Here is a 20,203-nt window from a genome sequence, read left to right on the forward strand (position 1 = left end):
TGAAGGAATACGTAAAAGAGGAGATTTCATGAAAAAAACGATCATTAGCGGATTAACTATTTTGATGGCTGCCGTCATTTTTGGCTCCATTTATTTATTTAATACCAGCCGTCAACCGTTAAAACAAGCTGAAGCGGAGACGATTGCGATTGCCAAAGAAACAGCCGGATTAACAAAAGCGGATAAATTTTATTGGTACAATAATGCAGAAACCTATTTCAGCGTAGTCGGTACCGCCCAAAATAAAGAACCTGTTTTAGTCATCGTTGAGCAAGAGGGTGGAGATGTAGTTGTTCTAAAAGAAGGAGACTACATTACTGAACAGCAAGCTAAGCAAATTGTAAGAGAAGCAAAAAAACCAGCTGAGTTGTTGGAAGTACGAATTGGGATCGAAGAAGACGTTCCAGTCTGGGAAGTGGCTTACAAGCAAGAAAATGGGCGTTTAGGTTATTATGTCATTACCGCTAAGGATGGAAAATGGGTAAAAGATATTGAGAATATCTAAACGGAACCGCTTAATGTAAGAAAGACTAAATTTTCCCCGTTTTTTAATGCTAACTTTGCATAAGTTGGTTATAATAAGAAGAGTCATCACTACTTTGAAAAGTAACATCAAAATGAAAGTAGTTAATTTTAATTCAAAGGGAGACTATAACCGTGAAACATATTTCAATTAAAGAATCCAAAAATCATGTTGGAGAAGAAGTAACGATCGGAGCGTGGGTAGCCAATAAACGATCAAGTGGAAAAATCGCATTTTTACAATTGCGTGATGGTTCAGCTTTTTTCCAAGGAATCGTAGTGAAAAGTGAAGTTGGAGAAGAAGTTTTTCAACTGGCTAAAGGTCTAACACAAGAGACATCAATTTTACTTACGGGCACTATCCAAGAAGATAGCCGTTCAAAATTTGGTTATGAGATTGTTGTGAAAGAAATTGAAATCATTGGGGAAAGCCATGATTACCCCATCACACCAAAAGAACACGGAACAGAATTTTTGATGGATCACCGTCATTTATGGTTACGTTCCTCTAAACAACACGCGATTATGCAAATACGTAACGAAATCATTCGTGCAACGTATGACTTTTTTAATAAAGAAGGATTTATCAAAATTGATCCGCCTATTTTAACAGCGAGTGCTGCTGAAGATTCTACGGAACTGTTCCACACAGAATATTTTGATCAAGAAGCTTATCTATCTCAAAGCGGACAGTTGTATATGGAAGCTGCAGCTATGGCGTTTGGCAAAGTATTTTCATTTGGTCCAACTTTCCGAGCTGAAAAATCTAAAACGCGTCGTCACTTGATTGAGTTTTGGATGATCGAACCTGAAATGGCCTTTATGGATCATGAACAAAGCCTGGAAGTCCAAGAACAATATGTGGCTTATATCGTTCAAAGCGTATTAGACAATTGTGAGCATGCTTTATCAGTTTTAGAACGCGATACAGACTTATTAAAAAAATATACCGAGTTGCCATACCCAAGAATCTCTTATGACGATGCTGTTGTCCTTTTAAATGAAAATGGATTTGATGATATTACTTGGGGCGATGACTTTGGTTCCCCTCATGAAACGTTTATCGCTAAACAATTTGATAAACCAGTCTTTATCTTAAACTATCCTAAAGCTATCAAAGCCTTTTATATGAAACCACATCCAGAACGCGAAGATGTAGTCTTGTGTGCCGATTTAATTGCACCTGAAGGGTACGGAGAGATTATTGGCGGAAGCGAAAGAGAAGTTGATTTTGACGCTTTGACACAACGCATTAAAGAATTTGGTTTAACTGAAGAAGATTACGCGTGGTATTTAGATTTACGTAAATACGGCTCAGTTCCGCATTCTGGATTTGGTCTAGGATTAGAAAGAGCTGTTACTTGGATTTGTGGTACGGAGCACATTCGTGAGTCCATTCCATTCCCACGTTTGTTGAATCGCATTTATCCTTAAATCAATATTGACAGTGACTTAAGTTTCTTAAGTCGCTGTTTTTTTCACATAGCTGATCAGAACAGCATAGCTATTAGCTAAGGAATTTAGAAGATGGAAAAGTAAGGAGTATAAAAATGACCAATCAATTATTACAAACCTGGCTTAAGGCGGGAGACACAACGATAACCAATGTGCTATTAAAAGAATATCGGCAGATCGGTTTGTCTAATGAGCAGTTGGTATTAGTTCTTCAATTAAAATCATTTATGGATGCGGGAATTCTGTTTCCAGACACTGAAGAAATTGCAAAAAGAATGGAAATATCGTCAGCTGAAGCTTTTCGCGGTATTCACGAGCTGATTCAAAAAAAAGTTTTAACGATTGAAACTGAAAAAAACAGTGATGGAAAAACAAATGACCAGTACAGTTTAACGTTACTTTGGGACAAATTAGGGATATTATTGATTCAAACTGAAAAAAAAGTTGCAAGCGAAGAGCAAGAACTTTCTGAGCAAGAACTTTTCCGGCGTTTTGAAGCTGAGTTTGGCAGAACGCTCTCTCCAATAGAGATGCAAACCATAGGAATGTGGCTTGACGACGATAAATACCCTATTGATTTGATTGAATTAGCTTTAAGAGAAGCAGTTTTAAGTCAAGTATACAATTTAAAATATGTGGATCGAATTTTATTGAATTGGGAACGTAAAAACATCCGTTCCAAGGCACAAGTGGAAAATGAGACCAAACGTCACCGGCAAAATAAAGCAGCCAGTCCTTCTGGTCCTTCAACAGATAAAGAACCTGGAGCAAAAGTTCCGCTTCACAACTGGTTAAACAATAACAATTAAAACGGGAGTGACTTGAGTGCTATCGAAAAAAAAGACAATAGAATTGATTGAAGCAATGGGAGAGCTCTTTCCAGATGCTAAATGCGAGTTGAGCCATCGCAATGCTTTTGAGTTGTTGATCGCAGTGATGTTGAGTGCTCAAACGACAGATGTGTCTGTTAATAAAATAACCCCGAAATTGTTTGAAACGTATCCAACGCCTCAAGCTTTCTTAGCAGCACCAGTAGAAGACATTATGGCGCTGATCAAGACGATCGGTTTATACCGCAATAAATCAAAATTTATCAAAGGGTGCTGTCAAAAATTAGTTGATGAGTTTAATGGCGAAGTTCCGCATACCCGAAAAGAATTGGAGTCTCTTCCTGGAGTAGGCAGAAAAACGGCGAATGTCGTTTTGAGTGTGGCTTTTGATATTCCTGCAATAGCTGTTGACACTCACGTAGAAAGAGTGACAAAACGTTTAGGCATATGCCCTCCGGATGCAACGGTTCGTGAAGTGGAAGAAATATTAATGAAAAAGCTTCCTCCTGAAATGTGGAGTGCAGCTCACCATCGATTAATTTTCTTTGGACGCTACCAATGCACTGCTAGAAACCACGATCATGAAATTTGTCTGCAACTGCTCGGTCAAAAGACTAATGGAAACGGAAAAATAGTGAACGACTAAATTAAAAGGGATAAAAAGAAAAAGAGCGAGAAAAAACTCTTTTCATCTTATACGTATAATTAAAGAAAAAAGCTTCAAATCAAAGGTTTTATCCTTGATTTGAAGCTTTTTATTTTGGAGTCTTTTATCCCGGAACTTTCATTAGGTTTCAGGAGTTTTTTCTGGCTCATCTGTATCGGGAGCTTCTTCGTTAGTGGGTTGAGAAGAGGAAGAAGATTCCTCTGGAGCTGATTCGGAAGATTCTTCGGAACTGCTCTCACTGCTAGAAGAACTGCTTTCGCTACTTTCGTTTTCAGATTCACTGCTGCTTTCTTCAGAGCTTTGTGAAGAGCTTTCTTCAGAACTTTCAGAAGAACTATCAGCACTGCTGTCTTCTGTTTCTTCTTTTTCAGGAACCGTTACTGAAGTAGACGCTTTTGGTCCAGTCTTATCGTTAGCTTTAACGGCAAGAGTGATGTCTACTTTTCCTTCTGATGGGTTTTGGATCACGTAGGATAAATCGGAAGTTTCATAAGCTTGTCCATCAACGGTTAAGACATAATTAGCTTTGCTCGTTTTATCTTTTAGTGAATAAGCATCCCATTGAACAGAAATTTCATCTTTTTCTTCATCATAAGCTGCTTTTAGTCCACTTGGAGCTTTCAATTCTTCGCCAAATGAAGTTGAAACAGAAGTTGGTTGAGTCCCTTTAACAAAGAGTTCCTTGACAATACTGCCAGAAGGAGTATTTGGTCCTGGCAGTTTAGCTGGATTTGAACCAGCTTCAACCGCTACTTCAACAACAGAAGCCGGTTTAGTCCAATCGGAATTCTCAACAGACGCTGACACATGCGACATTAATGAGCGGTAGATCTTCCGTGGGAGTTGTTGAGAAGAAGGGCTTAACCAATGGCCATCTGTGTACTTATCATCGTATCCTACCCAAACAGAGATAGAATAGTTGGTTGTATAGCCACTGAACCAAGAGTCGGGCACTCCGCCGCTTGGAATGTCGTATTTTGCTTTTTCTTCGTCAGTATAGTTGGTCGTACCGGTTTTACCAGCTTGCGGCAATCCAGAAATTGTCACTAGGTCTTTATTCGTACCTGAATTGACAGTGTCTTTTAGGATATCGGTGATCATATAAGCTGTCGAATCTTTCATAGCTTTGCTTGTATCAGGGGTCAAATCAATTTCTTGACCATTTTGTAAGACAACGCTGGAAACGGTATAGGGATCGGTATAATCTCCGCCGTTTGAAAAAGCAGCATAAGCAGCTGAAAGTTGGATTGGTGTGATTTCTCCACCGATGGCATTTGATTCTACTAATCCTTTTGTTTCGCCATTCCATTTGGTTACGTCGATGCCTAGGTTAGCCAAAAATTCAGTTGTATCTGGATAACCGACTTCTTGAAGGATTTTAGCAGCTGGCACATTTCTTGAATCGATCAAAGCTTCGCGGAGACTCATTTGGCCGCGGTAGCTTCTATCATAGTTGTAAAGTTGTCCACCGGCTTTAAAGGTATAAGGTTCATCCACAACTTGTTGATACGTGGAGTAATTTAAATAGTCAATCGCTGGACCATACACACTTAATGGTTTGATTGCAGAACCGACACTGCGGTTCATTTCTGAAGCGCGGTTTAAACTCAATTGGCCTTCTTGGTTACGTCCGCCGCCGATCGCTTTCAATTGACCGGTCTTAACGTCTACCATTGAAACACCAGCTTGAATGTCTTCATCGGGATAGGCAATGTATTCATCAGAATTTAAAATATCGTACACTTGTTGTTGAGCATCCATATTCAGATTGGTTTTGATTTTTAAGCCAGCGGTATAAGGGTCTAATTTGGTTTTTTCTTTCACTTCTTTAATGACTTCTTTTAGATAAGAGTCAAATACCAAGTTATTTGTTTCGTCACCTGAATGATCAATTAAACCATCTTCAATCGGCACTGCTTTGGCTTCATCTGCTTCAGCAGTTGATAGTTTTTTGTTATCTACCATCATCGTTAAAACCAGATTGCGGCGTTTCTCAGCTTTTTCAGGATTCGTGTAAGGATTATAAGTGTTTGGCGATTGAGGCAGTCCGGCCAGCATAGCGGCTTGTGATAGGGATAACTCATTTAACGGCTTATCGTAATAATACTCGCTGGCAGTGCTCATCCCATAGTTATTATCAGACATATAGACTTTATTGATATAGAACGTTAGAATTTGTTCCTTAGTGTAAGTCTTTTCCAATTTCAAAGCTAACCAAGCTTCTTGAGCTTTACGCTTCAATGTTTGGTCGGCTTCATCTGTAGAAAAAACAGACAATTTAATGAGTTGTTGTGTCAGGGTACTTCCGCCTTCAGAAGCGAACCCTTTAGTCAAATTAGCTACTACAGCTCCGCCAATTCGAATGGGGTCAATGCCTTTGTGCGTATAAAAACGTTGGTCTTCAATCGAGATAATGGCGTCTTTTAAGACTTGTGGAACTTGATCTTCAGTGACCACATCTCGGTTTTGCCCGCCCAAAGTATAAAAAACTTCTCCTTTATCATCTAATAAATCAGAAGAAATCGATCCGGTCAAATCTTTTTCGGTCAATTCGGGAGCAGAAGCAGCGTAATAGGCAAACAAACCAGCTCCAGCAACCAGAGCAGCAATAAATGCAATGAGAATTCCAAAAACGATGGTTTTCCATAACGGTCTAGTAGGGGCCTTTTTTTTCTTTACAGGTTGTGAGCGTCGTTTTTTATCATTTTGTTTTTTCGAAACACGTGACATGGTTTCTTTTTTTTCTGGCATAAGTCGTTCTACTCCTTAACATTCTATAGGATAGAAAAGTACGAAAACTTTTCTTCTTTTTTTCTAGTATCTTAGTATTACTGATTTTGTTTCTCTGATCGAGCTTTGTCGATCAAATGATCCACGACATCCAAGTAAGGGATGCGCGGCGATAGTCCATAATACAATTTATATCCATTTTTTTCAAGTTCGCTTATAGGAATTGATTTTCGTCCTTCTTTCATTTGGTTTTCCCAATAATCAATTAGAAAGGCAGCTTCTAAAAGAAAAATTTGATCAGTAGTTGAAAAACGTAAAACAACAAAACAAATAGCTCCTTGTTTTAAACATTGCTGCATATGCGTGATTTGGTGTTGATGGAAGTTTTTAAGAGGAAAAGAAAGCTTATTTTTTGTTTCTTTAGCTTCGAAATCCAAATAAAACCCTCTGTAAACACCATTGTAATCGGTCGTAGAGGCTTGTCGGAAATAAGCTTCTTTAATAACGGCTGCGCTTCGTTTAGGATAATCGACACTCACGATTTGAATAGGGGTAGGTTTTTTATGAATCACTGCTCTCTCAAAGGCTAAATAAGAATCATTGCTTTCATTTAATTCTTCTTCTAAGGTCATGCCTCTTTTGCTGAAGGAAAAGTCTTTCTTTTTTGTTTGCTTTTTTCCTTGTTTTTCGGCATTATGAAAGTAACTCTTGCCGTTTGGATATTTTATAGCCAATCCTATCACACTCCTGTGATCTATTATATCAAATACATCACTTGAAAGAAAAGGAGAATGAGAAGACTTGATAACAAATTTATTAATTAGCGGTTACCGTTCGTTTGAACTTGGGGTTTTTAAAGATGATGATCCTAAAGTAGCTGTTATAAAAAAATGTTTAAAAGAAGAAATTCGTTCTTACATTGAAGAAGGCGTCCAATGGTTTCTAACAAGTGGGCAATTCGGTGTTGAACAATGGGCAGTAGAAGTCATTAATGAACTAAAAGAAGAATACCCAGAAATTAAACAGGGCTTGCTGTTTCCTTTTCTTGAATTTGGTTCTAACTGGAACGAGCAGAACCAAGCGAAATTGATGCAGTTGAAAAAACAAGTTGATTTTGTTGAAGCTGTTTCACATCAGCCGTACAAGGATCCTTCACAGTTAAAAAATCATCAAGCTTTTATGTTAGGACACACACAAGGGGCTTTATTGGTTTATGATCTTGAAAATGAAGGCAAAACAAAATGGCTCTATCAGGCGATTTTGAAAAAGCAAGAAAAAGGTGAGTATGAGTGTCGTCTGATTGATTTTGATCAACTGCAGAATACTGTTTTAGAAGAGGAATAAGCCTTGAGTTAAGCAAATAAATAGACTGAAAAACAGGAAGATTGCGAATTATTCAAAAATAAGTTTTTATTTCTGCTCTTCTTTGCTATAATGGTAATAATAGCAGACTTTATTACAATCAGTGCCGCATTATGAATGAAGTATAAAAAGAGGTGTAGTCATGGCAGAGAGAACGTTAACAACAAAAGATATTTTACAAAAAGAATTTAAAACAAGTATGCGTGGATACAATCCTGCAGAAGTAGACGAATACTTAGATGATGTGATTCGCGATTATGAGTCATACAATAAAGAGCTTACCCAATTAAAGGCTGAAAATGAACGGTTATTAAGTAAAGTAGATGAACTAACGAAACAAGCTTCGTTATCTAAACCAACTTATTCATCAGCTCAGCCTAATAATACGGTAACAAATTTTGATATCTTAAAACGTTTATCCAATCTAGAACGACATGTATTTGGTTCAAAATTAGATGAAACGGAAGAAAACCTGTAACAGAACGGTTACAGATCAAAAAAAAGAATTTTATTTGTAAATTTCGGGTAATTGCGGTCTAGCTTGACTAGACTGAGGAAAGTCCATGCTCGCACAAGCTGCGATGCTTGTAGTGTTCGTGCCTGGCGAAATCATAAGCCAGGGCCTTTATCTTTTGATAAAGTGACGGCAGAAAAAAAAGCTAAGGTTTAATACTATGCTTGAGTATTCTTGAAAGTGCCACAGTGACGAAGCAATACGGGAAACGGTATTGGTGGAACGCGGTAAACCCCTCGAGCGAGCAACCCAAACTTTGGTAGGGGCACTTTTCCTAGGGAATTGAACCGATGGAAGAGGCAGTAATTGCAGACAGATAATTACCTCCGGATAAAAGTGACCCTGACATTTTATCTGAGACAGAACATGGCTTACAGAAATTTACAAATTCAGGTATAAAACCCTCCTCTATGGAGGGTTTTATATTTATCTTATAAATAAAGTTAAAAACAAAAAGAATTGGAGCAAAAAAGATGAAAAAATTTCAACTTGTTGCGACTGCAGCTAGCGGTATAGAAGCCTTAGTTGGAAAAGAATTACGCAATATGGGATATGAATGTGAAATAGAGAATGGGAAAGTATTGTTTACAGGTACAGAAAGGGATATCGCAAAAACGAACCTCTGGTTAAGAACAGCAGATAGAATCAAAATCGTTGTGGGAGAATTTGATGCTTATGAGTTTGATGAATTATTTGAAAAAACCAAAGCATTGCCTTGGGAAGATTATTTACCAATGGACGCTAATTTTCCAGTAGCGGGTAAATCAATCAAATCGACGCTTTACAGCGTTTCCGATTGCCAAGCATTGGTAAAAAAAGCCATTGTAGACCGTTTGAGCGACGTTTATCATCGTAGAACACGTTTGCCTGAAACTGGAGCTTTGTATCAATTAGAAGTTGCATTATTGAAAGATAAAGTTACATTGACTCTAGATACAACCGGTCCAAGTTTATTCAAACGTGGGTACCGGATCGCTAAGGGTGGCGCACCTTTGAAAGAAAATATGGCTGCAGCGTTAATTTTGCTGACAACTTGGCGCAAAGATCGTCCGTTTTATGATCCAGTATGTGGTTCAGGAACACTTCCGATTGAAGCAGCCTTAATTGGACGGAATATCGCTCCTGGGCTCAATCGTAATTTTTCTTGTGAAGAATGGGAATGGTTTGATCAATCTGTCTTTAAAGACGTTCGAGAAGAAGCTAAAGCAGCGATTGATCACGACACAGAATTAGACATTGTTGGGACGGATATCGACGCAGGCATGATTGAAATTGCCAAGCAAAATGCAATCGAAGCAGGAGTAGGCGACAGTATTACGTTTAAACAAATGCAACTGGCTGATTTTACAACGGAAAAAGAATACGGCGTTATTTTAGCGAATCCGCCTTATGGGGAACGCTTAGGAGAAGAAGAAGAGATCCAAGCCTTGTACAAACAAATGGGGACCGTTTACCGTCCATTAAAAACATGGAGCAAATATATTATTACAAGCGACTTAACGTTTGAATCTTATTATGGCGAACGTGCAACTAAAAAACGTAAGCTCTATAATGGCGCACTCAGAACCGATTTGTTTCAATATTGGGGTACACGTCCGCCGCGGGCACCTCGCAAATAAAAACGAAGACAAAAGAAAAAGAGCTCTTTGTCAATCGTGTTGGTGGGTAAAACTATCTAATTAAATACAGTTATGGTGAAGGTCTTAAGAAGCTGATTTCTTGAGACCTTCACTTTTTATATGTGGATTATAAGACAACAAGATACGGGTGCGAAAACTCGTGAAACTTCTAAAACCAAAAACAATTCATTTAAGGACTATAATTTTAAGAGGAACAGTACGTGTAACGGTTTTTATAAAAAGGCGTTTTTTTTGTGTGCGTTTTCTATTTTTGTTAAGATATAATTATAAAGGAACACCAGAAACAATGGAATAGACCAAATTATTCCGTTAGTATTTGTAGAAAGAAATGAACGGAATAGATTTTCGAAAAGCAAGAAAAAAAGAAAGGCAAAGATAAATGGTTAATAGTATTTATCCTTAACAAATAAAGATAAAGGAGTGGTGGCTATTATGAACAAAGAAAATCATGAACTGCAATCAAAACAAGACGATTCAGCTTCTTTCCTTGAAGAAGTTAAAGCACCAGGGTTTGGAGTTAATCCAATACCAGAAGGGCCGGAAATCCAAAATCCTGGAGAAGATCCGATTGATCATCCAAAAGCACCAGAAATAGAAGATGAACCCTTAAAAGAACCTACGATACCCGATATCGGAAAAGATCCAATCGACTATCCGAAAGCGCCACAAGTAGAAGAACCAGGAGATATTCCGGAAAAACCTTAATAGAGGAAAAAGAATACAACTATAATAGATTATTTATTAAAAGAAAGAGTTACAGCTAAAATGATTGTAGCTCTTTTTGTGCTTATAAAAAGAGACGGATTCAAATTTTTAATAGCGTTAGAAGGTCATCAAGAGTCATGCTAGTGGATTTCAATATCATTGTTTTTGGTCGTATTTCAGAGTATAATTAAGAACAGATTTTGGAAGATTACCCAAGTCTGGCTGAAGGGGACGGTCTCGAAAACCGTTAGACGGGTTTTGCTCGTGCAAGGGTTCGAATCCCTTATCTTCCGTAACAAGCATTATTCTGGGTTATACTGTACAACCTAAAAAGCAACTAAACGTTGTTATATCAACGTTTGAATCGTTTTGTTATACGGGAACGAGTGTTTGTGTTATTCTGCATTTAAACACCTCTGCTCACATCCTGCTCACTTTTTTAATGCCCAGATTCAGCGGAATGTGTATATAAATCATTCATTGTGATACTTACTTGCTCACTTTCACGTTGGCTCAATTCATCTATGATGTGACCGTACGTTTGCAAAGTAGTAACAATCGTTTCGTGCCCAAGACGTTTAGAAATGTATTTGATATTCAAATCATTGTAAATCATAATGGAAGCGTGAGTGTGGCGAAGAGAATGGGAAGTTATTTCTTGGACACCAGCTTTAACACACAAACGCTTTAACGTTTTATTCATACCAGCATTAGAAGTTAAAGTTAATTGACGATCAATAAAGACAAGATTTTTCTTATTTCTAAGTCCAGACGAAAGTTGTCGTTTGGCTTGGTATAGTTTTAATTCATTCAAAATAGACAATGTTTGGTCATCGATCGTTATGACGCGGTTAGATGATTTGTTTTTTGTAGGAGCAAAGTCATGTTTATGTTCGTAATCCCAAGTTTTATTGATTCTGACGGTCTTATTTTTAAAATCGACACAATCCCAGGTAAGTCCTAATGTTTCCGAAAATCGGCATCCAGTTGCTAAACCAAAAACAATCATGTACCTAGAAGCATACATGGGATTTAGATTACTAATTGTCTCTTTTAAAAGAAGAGAGGCTTCAGTTTGGCTGAGATACTTAGAAGATTCTTTTTGAGCCTCTACAGTGCCTTTTACGAATGCCCTATAAGAAGGGTCTCGGATTATAGCTCCAGCTTCGTGTGCATCACGTAAACAAGCTCTAGTATACGTATGAATCTTTTTAACAGTAGCAGTGGCATGACCATTTCCATAATCATTCAAAAAAGACTGATACATCACTTTATCAATTTCTTTTAACTTAGTTTTTTTGAAGAACCTTTTAGCTACGCTTATGCTGAGTAGGATGTCGCGATCATTTCTGTTTGAAAATTTACCTTTTCTGAATACTTTATACCAATTCTCGAAATAATCTATAAAAGGGGAGTTACCGTCTAATACAGAACCTCCGCGCCTTAACCTTGACTCCAAAGCTTCGGCTGCTGCTTGAGCTTCACGTTTGGTTCGGAATCCTTTTTCCATTAATTGAATTCTTTCTTCGTTGACCACTACGTTTGTTCTATATCGCCAACCTGACTTTAATTTAGTATATGTTGCCATTTTGGTTATAACACTCCTTCCGGATTATGTGCTATAATAGGGCTTGTCAAATAGCCCTATTATAGGCATTTGATAATAGTGTTCTTCTTTGGATGCTATTCAAGCTCGATCACACTCAATCTTTGGTAGGGGAGAGTGTGATCTTTTTTTATCTTTCAGTCATTAAAACTTCGATACCGGACCTAGTTCTACCGATGGTATTTTTGTATTTATCTACATATACTGAATCAAATAAAGGTGCGACAATACCATCAATTTCACAATAATCTTCTTCTGACAAATCATCATAAGTTTTGTATTTCTTTTTTATATCAAAAGGTATTATCTTTTTGTTAGACATATTAATTCTCCTTTGTTAAAGCTTTAGAAGCCTTTATCTTAATCGAATTTTACTTCTACCGGTTGAGAACCTAACGAATCGTAAGTGTCAAAATCTACTGGGTCAATATAAAACTTAACTGAACTTATATCCGAGTGTGGAATAGCGACATGTCCCAATTGGTTTGAAGCTTTACTTCCTGCTTCAAGTTGTAAGGTTTCATCAGAGTACATAAACCTCTCGATTTGTTCACCATCGGATAAAATGACTTTCCCAACAGCAGCGTTATCAATTTTAAAGTCATTTTTGTTTTCTACTGTATAATCAAATTGTAAGTCATAGCCTTGATTCCCTTCAAATCCATACCACGCGTTGGCAGTTTCTTGAAAAGATTCAGGAATATCAACAAAGTTTATAATTTTAACGTTTCCGAACGTGACGAAAACATTAGGTGCCACTTCTACTTGGTTCCCCGGACTGGCTATTTTTATTAATTCTAGCTTTCCAAGATCATTATCGTTTTTGTATTGTCCAGCTTCCAAAAGTTCGCCTTTTTCAACTAACTTAGAATCTTTTTTAGGTTCACTTTCTTTAGAATTATCCTTCTCAACCAGTGCCGCTCTTGATGTCTCTTGGGCTTTGTTTTCTGTGTTATCTACGCCACACGCTCCTAAAATAAAGCCACATAGACCGACTACAGCTAGCAATTTAAATTTCATCATTTTTTATCCTCCTAATAATATATGTATTTTAATTATAACCTTCCGTCATTTAAACGGTAGGTATTTTTTTGTTTAAAATTTCATACCTATAGGAGTCATGGCCCAAACTAATTTCCCTATAATAGAAATACTGTCGCATTCGCCTTTGGTGCAATCATAAATTTGGTTATGATGTTCAGAATTAGTTGACTCGGGTTGAAGCATAATTGTTTCACCCATTTTATAAAACCTTTTTAAAGTAGCTTCTGTGTGGTTAACGCGAACAACACCAATTTCCCCATTCTCTAAGTTTGTACAAGGATCGATTAAAACATAAGCTCCTTCCATAAGAATCTTGTTCATGCTGTCTCCTTTTAATTCTAGAAGGTACGCTTCAGGATATTGCTGGTTAATTTCATAAGGCACAGATATCATTTCAGGGGTTTCGAACATTTCTAAAGGATATCCCGCAGCAACAGCACCTTTTAATTCTTTGTAAGATGATTTGCTAATAGTTTTTTGGTGTATATCATCGGCTGACGTTAAATCAGATATGTTAACTCCGAAATGATCTGATAGTTTTTGTAAATTACCACCGCGTGCCATCTTCTTTCCGTTTTTCCAATCGTTTACCGTTGAGTAGGCTATACCGGTTTTTTCGGATACTTCAGTTGCAGTTTCATTTTTTAATTCCATTAATCTGTTTAAATTTTTAGAAAAAATACTTTTTATATCTTCTGCCATTTTTGATTCTCCTTCATGAATTTCCCGTATTCGTTAATATCATAATAACGCATAAAGCATTATAATACTAGCAAAAAGAAAATGTTTTTTCGCTTTTAGCGTTAAAGTAGTTGCTTTACCGCATAAAGCGGTATATAATGAATATATCGATAAGGAAAGGAGTTATAGAAAATGACTACTAAGGATAAAATACCTTACTATTTAAAGTTCACTTTAGCCAGTTTGCGAATTAGGAAAGGCTGGACCCAAGAAGAAGCAGCAAGTAAGTTAGGAATGGGCAGGGATACGCTAAGATCCTATGAAAAAGATAGTAGCAAATTAGATTATGAAACTATTGAAAAAGTTGAAAAGGTCTATAACATTCCTCAAGATTATATTTTTTTTGGAAAAGATACCGCTTTTAGCGTTATTTTAGAAAAAGAAAAGAAATAATTAATTTAAAAATAAATATAGAAAGAAGGTAACTAAATGTCGGTTATAGAAATATTTAATTTTGAAGCATCTGCTGTAAGAACAAAACTAATCGATGAGGAACCTTGGTTTGTTGGGAAAGATATAGCAGAAATATTAGGCTATAGCGAACCTCATAAAGCTATTCAAAGACATGTAGATGAAGAGGATAGGATGAAACATCCCATCCCTACAACTAGTGGTACACAAGAAATGTTTTTAGTGAACGAATCAGGCATGTATGGTTTGGTTTTTGGTTCCAAAATGCCTAATGCTACTAAGTTTAAACGTTGGGTTACAAATGAGGTACTTCCCTCCATTCGTAAAACAGGAGGCTATCAAATTCCAAAAGATCCTATGAGTGCATTAAAGCTAATGTTTCAAGCAACAGAGGAAACGAAAGAAGATGTCGAAGAAGTTAAAAAGCGAGTGTACAACCTAGAAGAAAATAGTAGCTTGAGCCCTGGAGAATACAACTATCTCAGTAGACGTATTTCTCAACGGGTTTTCCAAATCGGTCGAGAACGTTCTTACAATATGAACAAGAAACAAAAAGCAGAGTTATACAAAGCTCTCAATAGTGAAATAGCTTCTATCACGGGTATCAAAACACGTTCTCAATTAAAAAATAAGCATTTTGATGCAGTAGTTGATTTTATAGATGATTGGGAACCGTCCAAGGCAACGACAGTAGTAGTTAAGCAATTAGAGTTAGAGGTGATTTAAATGGAGAAAAAAGTAGTTTTAACAACTGTAGAGGCTAAGTTGGTTGAACACATAATTGAACTAGTAAAGGAAAATGCGTTGACAGTTACTAATACAAAAGAAGTGATGCAGAAAGTTTATTCATATATGGAAGATAATGCAAAAATAAAAAAAGACTAACTAACTTTTGTTAGATAGCCTTTTAAGATTAAAAGAAGCTGTATCTGTATTCACCGCCGTTTTGAACAACTAAATAAAATCTGCCGATACCGTTTGCAGTAATAACTACGGGAGTCTGAGTATAATGACCGCCGAAATATTGATAACTTTGACCAGATTTATATTTTTGGAAATTAGATTGATTTACTAAAAAGACATCTGCAGCATGTTTCAAATGAACTTTTACAGAAACCGTACCTGTACTTTCAACATAAGGAACTTGAACCATAAATTAAAATCTCCTTTCATTAAGTTTTTTGATTAAATCTAGCATTAACCTTTTGGTGGAAATGGATCATTGCCATAACTATCTCTACTTTGAATTCGCCCATTTTTACCATGTATAAGTAATTCAGAGTTTTGATTCTTGCTGATTTCTCTAGCCAAATCTACAGCTTCAGCTTTAGTTCCAGTATGTTTTGTGGCCTTAGTGTTATTTGCGCCTCTAACATTCCAGCCACCATTTGGATTAGGTACTACATGTTGGTTCTTTCCCATAATTGTATTCACCACGTTTCTTTTGTATTTTAAATATTTTTGAAGGAATCACTTTTGGCGAAGGCATTCCTTACAAGAATAATATAACACATTATGTTGTGAACATCAATGCGGTTAACACCATATATAGTGTCTATAGGAGGGAATACATGAATTTATGGCAAAAAATAAAGAAGCAGTTAAAAGAAAAAAATCTAACTATTTATGAACTGACAAAAAAAGCTGGAATTGCTCAAAATACTCTCTATGAACTAAAAAGCGGAAGAGTGAGCGATTTAAGATTCAACACAGTTTGTAAGATAGCCGATGCGTTAGAAGTAAGTTTAGATGAATTTAGAAAGGAGTAATTTAAATGCAACAACCACAAATTGTTGAGTTGAACATTCTATGGCAAGTGCCAAGTGATTCAATCATTATAAAAAAAGCAGAATATGAAGAGCTAGTTTCAGCTTCATTAGCAGGCGAAACATGGACCATGAAGGATCTAGAACGGAAAACAAAGAAGAAGGCCATCTGGTTAAGAAAAAATGTGCTAGATGTACCTGAATTTAGGGAAATATTAGATGTTGATAATGGCGGGTGTACCTTTTATCCAGAAACAGGCACCGGTGAACGTTGGGCCTTTCAAGCTTCGAAGATGTCTCAGTTCTTAGATGAACACTTCCCAGACATCTACACAAGGAGCGAGTGAGTAAGTGAGTAGTGAAGTGATGCTAGCGTTTTTGCAAACTGAATACGATAAGGCTCTGGTAAGTAGTGATGTAGTTAAGAGTCTTATTCAGTTAAAGAAGACTGCAGGTAAGTATAAAAAAGAACTAAATAAAAAAGAATACAAATTGTTTATAAGTGGAATTACAGAAGCCATTAAAGAATTTGATGAAGAAATTAAAAGGGAAAAGCGTCTGTCAGCTAATCCTCATAAAAAACTTAAGGAGTGTGAATGGGATGCATATTTTTAAAAGCGTTATTCAAGCATCTAACGAATGGTTTGATTTAGAAACAGAAGAGGATAAGAAGTGGATGTACGGCTACCTTGGTTTTATGTCAGTAGCTGCAGCTTACTTGATTCTTACGTTTATTTTTTAGAAATAAAAAAAGACTAACAAATACGCACATTTGTTAGTCCAGAAATTTGAGGTTTACCACAACAAATTTAACTTAATTTTACCACTAAAAACTAGGAATTGAAAGAGACGGTGTATTTAAATGAGTGACAAATTAAAGCTAGAAGGCGTTATGTCTAAAGGCTACGGTACGGTTCCTAAACTTGTAATGCAAGATGAGGAGCTAGCTCCTGAAGCAAAAGCAATTTACGCATATATCTGTAGTTTTGCTGGGGCAGGTACAAGTGCATTCCCTGGTATAGATCTTATGTGCAAACAACTAACGATGAGTGAAAAAAGATTTCACCGATATAAGAATCAATTAATTGAAAATGGCTATCTACGAATTGAAAGAGAACGCAAAAGTGATGGCAAAGGTTGGGGAAGTAACATTTATCATTTAGTGCAAGAGGTACCAGAAAAGAAAACCGTAACAGGTCAAAACGACATGATACAGCCCGTAACAGGTCAATTTGTAACGTTACAAAACGTAACCAGACAAGACGTAACGTTACAAAACGACTGCACTAATAATAACAGCTTTAATAATAACAGCTCTATTAATAACAGTATTAAAAATAAACAACAACAACCCACTGAGGAAAAACGACCAAACTGCATCACTTCCTGGGAACAAAACGGATACGGAATGATCAGTCCGTTGAACATGGAAAAACTCGATAACTGGATAGTTGATTTTGGAGATAGTGATGAAGCTGAAGAAATTGTTTGTAGAGCAATTGATGTAGCTGCTGATCAAGGCGTTCGTAAATATGCATATGTAAATACTATTTTGAAAAACTGGGAAGACAAAGGTGTTAAGTCTCTTGACGACATTGATGCATTAGAAAAAGAACGTGAAGCAGCGTTGAAAGCAAAGAAATCAGCACCTAAAAACAATTACACTAAACAACCTATCCGTAAAGAAACAATGCCTGAATGGCACGGCAAGCCAGAAGTTAATGAGACCCCAATGGATTCAGCAGCACGAGAAGAACTGCAGGCACGGTTAAATAAAATAAGAGCCTTTAAAAAAACAGAAAGTGAGTGATAGACATGCAAAAAGATATCAACTTAAATTTATCAGAATTATCAAATGGAGCCATTCAAGAGAAGATTGATCGTGAACTTAAGAAAGTGATGCAAAACATTCTGGATCCAAACACTGATTTTAATAAAGCTAGAAAAGTTAGCATCACTATCTCAATGAGTGCTAATGAACAACGGAACTCTATTACTACTGACGTAGCCGTTAAATCAACTCTGGCTCCTCAAAAATCAGTCTCCACTACCGTATTGGTTGGTCGTAATGAGCAAACGGGACAAATTCAAGCAGCGGAGCTTTTAAGTAATGCTCCTGGTCAAACATTCATTGATGTTGAAGATGGCGTTTTAAAAACTGATACTGGAACGCCCATTGATGATATTGAAGCAGGCGATGACGGAATCATTGATTTTAATAAACGGAAAGCAACTAAATAAAAAAAAGAAATGGGGAAATGAAAAATGGAAAACATCAAAGAAGCTTTAGAGTATGCAGTTGACTTAGGAAATAACGAGGAAAAGGTAATTAAGAGTCAATCAAAAGAATATTACGACGAAAGGAAACATCAATTAGTTGAATTAGACCCTAAAAAGTACGCTAAAAGCATTAAATTAAACACTTTAACGGGTTTAGTAGAATACATCAAATCTGGAAGAGACGAACTACTTAAACAAAACTTGACTGTTCATGTGGTTTCACCAACAGAAGTAAAGGTATTTACGGAACTGGACGAAGAAAGAAGCCGAGAAGTATTTATCATCACTCAAGCGGAGCTGCCTACTTACCGCTATGCACGATTCCATTCACTTGATGAGTTTAATATCCAATTGCAATCCGTATTTGTAAAAAATGAAGATAGAGACTTGCTACTTGAATTTGCTAGTGCGGTCCACGTTGAGAAAGGTGCGACAGTATCTGATAACGGCATCAATCAATCTGTAACGATTAAAAATGGAGTGTCATCACTTGCTACCGGTAAAGCGCCTAACCCTGTTGAATTAAAACCATACAGAACATTCTTAGAAGTTGACCAACCGGAAAGCTTATTCGTATTCAGATTGAACGATGAACCAGGTTGTGCATTGTTTGAAGCTGATGGTGGGCTTTGGAAACATAATGCCTTAGCCAATATTAAAGAGTACTTACAAGACAACTTAAAAGAATTAAAAAACGTAGAAGTAATAGCTTAATAAAAAAATGATTAAGGCAGCTGTATAACTCGTTGCCTTAATCATAAATTTAAACAGTTGAGAGGTAATTAAAATGAGTGTGATAGAAATAATTTTAGTGAGTACACTAACGGCTCTTATTTTTAATTTTTTATTCGATAAATTCAAGAAAGACAGATAGAGCAGAATGAGTCCCCTAAAGAGGTAGTAATAATAACTCCAGGCACAATTTTTACATCTTTTAAATTACTTTTATTTTCATCAAAAGAGAGTTTTCTTTCAGCCATTTCTAATTTCGTTCTTTCCAAAGTATCAAGTATTAACTTCATTTTTTGTTTAAGTTCTGGATATTCACTGGTTCTTTCAGAAACATTAATTAAATTGTTTTCTACTTCATTCATTGGTTTATCTAGGTTATTTAACATCTCATTGTATGAATCGTCATAGGCCTTAATATGATCAAGTTCATTTTTTAGGTTCACAAACTCTGGAATACCTTCAAATTCTTTATATCTAGTCTGATCGTTAAACCAATGTGTGTAATCTATTTTCGCTAAACCTAATCTATCTAGATTAATTAGAGAAGATGATTGGATTGACTGGTCGAATATGTCTGGATTTGCAAGAAATAATTCGGAAAAAACCGTCTTCATAGTGTTTTCGTTACTAATAATATCAATTTTAGCTGTTGGGATTCCTGAATCTTCTTCATAAATAATTTTCAAATTTTGAGCATCTGCAGGTGATAAGTGTTTAATCATTTCTACAAAAGACGGATGAGCTGAATTATTCATTCTTGAATCCATTGAAGAAGCAATTAATTTAGCAAACATTTCACGAAGTTCTTCTTCGCTATTGTAAGTTTTTAATGCCTCTAAAGCAGGTTTTATAATGTTTTCTCTAGGCTCTTGTATACAGTCTTCAGGTATCTTTCCTAATTCGACAGCTATCTTATTGGCTGAATCAACTAAATGGCTTTTTTCTCTATTAATTTGAGCTTCATATCGTTTATCAGCAGTGCTCTCGTTAAACTTTCCGAATACTAAATACCATAGTGAGTTTAACGTTTCTAATGGGCCGGATTCACCCTTGGCTAACCAACTTACGCCTAAAGATGTTCCAACAGTTGTTAAAAGAGGAATTAATTCAAATGACATGGTAAATCTCCTTCCATAATTTAATAACTATAATTTTACACTATAAAAATTGGGATTCATATGTTTAGAAAAAATGGTAA

The 20,203-nt window shown here is 36.3% G+C and carries 27 protein-coding genes, 1 tRNA gene and 1 other RNA gene; 20 read left to right on the forward strand and 9 right to left on the reverse strand.

What is annotated here, in order from left to right; all coding sequences use genetic code 11:
* The first annotated feature begins 28 nt into the window (after nt 1-28).
* From JHE06_RS05145 to nth, 4 genes are all read left to right on the forward strand, one after another.
* Nucleotides 29-505: a cell wall elongation regulator TseB-like domain-containing protein gene (locus JHE06_RS05145; RefSeq protein WP_058918390.1), complete on the forward strand. Its 477-nt coding sequence runs from the start codon at nt 29-31 to the stop codon at nt 503-505.
* A 152-nt stretch (nt 506-657) separates the two neighbouring features.
* Entirely contained in the window at nt 658-1,956 is a 1,299-nt protein-coding gene (gene asnS, locus JHE06_RS05150; protein WP_058918391.1) for an asparagine--tRNA ligase, read from the forward strand.
* 116 nt (nt 1,957-2,072) lie between these two features.
* Nucleotides 2,073-2,786, forward strand: coding sequence for a DnaD domain-containing protein (locus JHE06_RS05155; protein WP_201089692.1), 714 nt, complete (start codon nt 2,073-2,075; stop codon nt 2,784-2,786).
* Between the two features lie 16 nt (nt 2,787-2,802).
* Nucleotides 2,803-3,453, forward strand: a complete 651-nt coding sequence (gene nth / locus JHE06_RS05160; RefSeq protein WP_201089694.1) for an endonuclease III — start codon at nt 2,803-2,805, stop codon at nt 3,451-3,453.
* A 141-nt stretch (nt 3,454-3,594) separates the two neighbouring features.
* Here the strand turns inward: nth and JHE06_RS05165 are convergent, their stop codons facing one another.
* Together JHE06_RS05165 and recU are read right to left on the reverse strand one after the other, a co-directional pair.
* Complete coding sequence (locus JHE06_RS05165) at nt 3,595-6,225, reverse strand: PBP1A family penicillin-binding protein (protein ID WP_201089696.1); 2,631 nt, start codon at nt 6,223-6,225, stop codon at nt 3,595-3,597.
* Between the two features lie 77 nt (nt 6,226-6,302).
* A complete protein-coding gene (gene recU / locus JHE06_RS05170) occupies nt 6,303-6,938 on the reverse strand; it encodes a Holliday junction resolvase RecU (protein WP_058918395.1) in 636 nt (211 codons plus the stop codon).
* Between the two features lie 70 nt (nt 6,939-7,008).
* On the opposite strand from recU, the gene JHE06_RS05175 reads away from it, so the two are divergent.
* The 6 genes from JHE06_RS05175 to JHE06_RS05200 all read left to right on the forward strand — a co-directional run bounded on the left by JHE06_RS05175 (nt 7,009) and on the right by JHE06_RS05200 (nt 10,718).
* Nucleotides 7,009-7,548, forward strand: coding sequence for a DUF1273 domain-containing protein (locus JHE06_RS05175; RefSeq protein WP_058920199.1), 540 nt, complete (start codon nt 7,009-7,011; stop codon nt 7,546-7,548).
* A gap of 160 nt (nt 7,549-7,708) precedes the next feature.
* Nucleotides 7,709-8,044 (forward strand): cell division regulator GpsB, encoded by a 336-nt coding sequence (gene gpsB / locus JHE06_RS05180; protein WP_058918396.1) that lies wholly within the window; start codon nt 7,709-7,711, stop codon nt 8,042-8,044.
* Nucleotides 8,045-8,083: 39 nt separating this feature from the next.
* An RNA gene (rnpB, locus tag JHE06_RS05185) (RNase P RNA component class B) lies at nt 8,084-8,459 on the forward strand.
* 94 nt (nt 8,460-8,553) lie between these two features.
* Nucleotides 8,554-9,699, forward strand: coding sequence for a THUMP domain-containing class I SAM-dependent RNA methyltransferase (locus JHE06_RS05190; protein WP_201089698.1), 1,146 nt, complete (start codon nt 8,554-8,556; stop codon nt 9,697-9,699).
* A 453-nt stretch (nt 9,700-10,152) separates the two neighbouring features.
* The gene (locus JHE06_RS05195; protein WP_058918398.1) at nt 10,153-10,425 is read left to right on the forward strand and encodes a hypothetical protein; all 273 of its coding nucleotides are present in this window, start codon (nt 10,153-10,155) and stop codon (nt 10,423-10,425) included.
* Between the two features lie 202 nt (nt 10,426-10,627).
* Nucleotides 10,628-10,718: transfer RNA gene (locus JHE06_RS05200), tRNA-Ser, on the forward strand.
* A gap of 146 nt (nt 10,719-10,864) precedes the next feature.
* Here the strand turns inward: JHE06_RS05200 and JHE06_RS05205 are convergent.
* The 4 genes from JHE06_RS05205 to JHE06_RS05220 all read right to left on the reverse strand — a co-directional run bounded on the left by JHE06_RS05205 (nt 10,865) and on the right by JHE06_RS05220 (nt 13,777).
* Nucleotides 10,865-12,013 (reverse strand): site-specific integrase, encoded by a 1,149-nt coding sequence (locus JHE06_RS05205; protein ID WP_201089700.1) that lies wholly within the window; start codon nt 12,011-12,013, stop codon nt 10,865-10,867.
* Nucleotides 12,014-12,161: 148 nt separating this feature from the next.
* Nucleotides 12,162-12,353 (reverse strand): hypothetical protein, encoded by a 192-nt coding sequence (locus JHE06_RS05210; protein WP_058918400.1) that lies wholly within the window; start codon nt 12,351-12,353, stop codon nt 12,162-12,164.
* A 38-nt stretch (nt 12,354-12,391) separates the two neighbouring features.
* Nucleotides 12,392-13,054, reverse strand: coding sequence for a hypothetical protein (locus JHE06_RS05215; RefSeq protein ID WP_201089702.1), 663 nt, complete (start codon nt 13,052-13,054; stop codon nt 12,392-12,394).
* A gap of 72 nt (nt 13,055-13,126) precedes the next feature.
* Nucleotides 13,127-13,777 (reverse strand): LexA family protein, encoded by a 651-nt coding sequence (locus tag JHE06_RS05220; protein WP_058918402.1) that lies wholly within the window; start codon nt 13,775-13,777, stop codon nt 13,127-13,129.
* A 171-nt stretch (nt 13,778-13,948) separates the two neighbouring features.
* Here JHE06_RS05220 and JHE06_RS05225 point away from each other — a divergent pair, with 171 nt between their 5' ends.
* Genes JHE06_RS05225 through JHE06_RS05235 form a run of 3 tightly spaced genes read left to right on the forward strand, consistent with a single transcriptional unit; the run spans nt 13,949 to nt 15,112 of the window.
* The gene (locus JHE06_RS05225) at nt 13,949-14,209 is read left to right on the forward strand and encodes a helix-turn-helix domain-containing protein (RefSeq protein WP_058918403.1); all 261 of its coding nucleotides are present in this window, start codon (nt 13,949-13,951) and stop codon (nt 14,207-14,209) included.
* Between the two features lie 36 nt (nt 14,210-14,245).
* Nucleotides 14,246-14,953, forward strand: a complete 708-nt coding sequence (locus tag JHE06_RS05230) for a BRO family protein (protein WP_201089704.1) — start codon at nt 14,246-14,248, stop codon at nt 14,951-14,953.
* A complete protein-coding gene (locus JHE06_RS05235; protein WP_201089706.1) occupies nt 14,954-15,112 on the forward strand; it encodes a hypothetical protein in 159 nt (52 codons plus the stop codon).
* Between the two features lie 28 nt (nt 15,113-15,140).
* Here the strand turns inward: JHE06_RS05235 and JHE06_RS05240 are convergent, their stop codons facing one another.
* Both JHE06_RS05240 and JHE06_RS05245 read right to left on the reverse strand, forming a co-directional pair.
* Nucleotides 15,141-15,380 (reverse strand): DUF1883 domain-containing protein, encoded by a 240-nt coding sequence (locus JHE06_RS05240; protein WP_201089708.1) that lies wholly within the window; start codon nt 15,378-15,380, stop codon nt 15,141-15,143.
* A gap of 44 nt (nt 15,381-15,424) precedes the next feature.
* Nucleotides 15,425-15,649 carry a DUF2188 domain-containing protein gene (locus JHE06_RS05245; RefSeq protein WP_201089710.1) on the reverse strand — a complete coding sequence of 75 codons (225 nt, stop codon included), beginning with the start codon at nt 15,647-15,649 and terminating at the stop codon, nt 15,425-15,427.
* A gap of 149 nt (nt 15,650-15,798) precedes the next feature.
* On the opposite strand from JHE06_RS05245, the gene JHE06_RS05250 reads away from it, so the two are divergent.
* The 7 genes from JHE06_RS05250 to JHE06_RS05280 all read left to right on the forward strand — a co-directional run bounded on the left by JHE06_RS05250 (nt 15,799) and on the right by JHE06_RS05280 (nt 18,987).
* Nucleotides 15,799-15,996 carry a helix-turn-helix domain-containing protein gene (locus tag JHE06_RS05250; RefSeq protein ID WP_201089712.1) on the forward strand — a complete coding sequence of 66 codons (198 nt, stop codon included), beginning with the start codon at nt 15,799-15,801 and terminating at the stop codon, nt 15,994-15,996.
* Between the two features lie 5 nt (nt 15,997-16,001).
* The gene (locus tag JHE06_RS05255) at nt 16,002-16,340 is read left to right on the forward strand and encodes a DUF771 domain-containing protein (RefSeq protein ID WP_201089714.1); all 339 of its coding nucleotides are present in this window, start codon (nt 16,002-16,004) and stop codon (nt 16,338-16,340) included.
* 4 nt (nt 16,341-16,344) lie between these two features.
* Nucleotides 16,345-16,608: a hypothetical protein gene (locus JHE06_RS05260; RefSeq protein WP_058918408.1), complete on the forward strand. Its 264-nt coding sequence runs from the start codon at nt 16,345-16,347 to the stop codon at nt 16,606-16,608.
* Nucleotides 16,595-16,735, forward strand: coding sequence for a hypothetical protein (locus JHE06_RS05265; protein ID WP_156413248.1), 141 nt, complete (start codon nt 16,595-16,597; stop codon nt 16,733-16,735). The genes JHE06_RS05260 and JHE06_RS05265 overlap by 14 nt, the downstream gene beginning before the upstream one ends.
* 120 nt (nt 16,736-16,855) lie before the next feature.
* On the forward strand, nt 16,856-17,803 hold the full coding sequence (locus tag JHE06_RS05270) for a DnaD domain protein (protein WP_201089716.1): 948 nt from the start codon (nt 16,856-16,858) through the stop codon (nt 17,801-17,803).
* 5 nt (nt 17,804-17,808) lie between these two features.
* Nucleotides 17,809-18,234, forward strand: a complete 426-nt coding sequence (locus JHE06_RS05275; RefSeq protein WP_201089718.1) for a hypothetical protein — start codon at nt 17,809-17,811, stop codon at nt 18,232-18,234.
* Nucleotides 18,235-18,258: 24 nt separating this feature from the next.
* Nucleotides 18,259-18,987, forward strand: coding sequence for a hypothetical protein (locus JHE06_RS05280; RefSeq protein ID WP_201089720.1), 729 nt, complete (start codon nt 18,259-18,261; stop codon nt 18,985-18,987).
* A gap of 143 nt (nt 18,988-19,130) precedes the next feature.
* Here JHE06_RS05280 and JHE06_RS05285 read toward each other — a convergent pair whose 3' ends face one another.
* The gene (locus tag JHE06_RS05285; RefSeq protein WP_201089722.1) at nt 19,131-20,123 is read right to left on the reverse strand and encodes a DUF4393 domain-containing protein; all 993 of its coding nucleotides are present in this window, start codon (nt 20,121-20,123) and stop codon (nt 19,131-19,133) included.
* Between the last annotated feature and the right edge of the window lie 80 nt (nt 20,124-20,203).

The organism is Carnobacterium sp. CS13, assembly GCF_016653495.1.
Classification (GTDB): Bacteria; Bacillota; Bacilli; order Lactobacillales; family Carnobacteriaceae; genus Carnobacterium_A; species Carnobacterium_A antarcticum.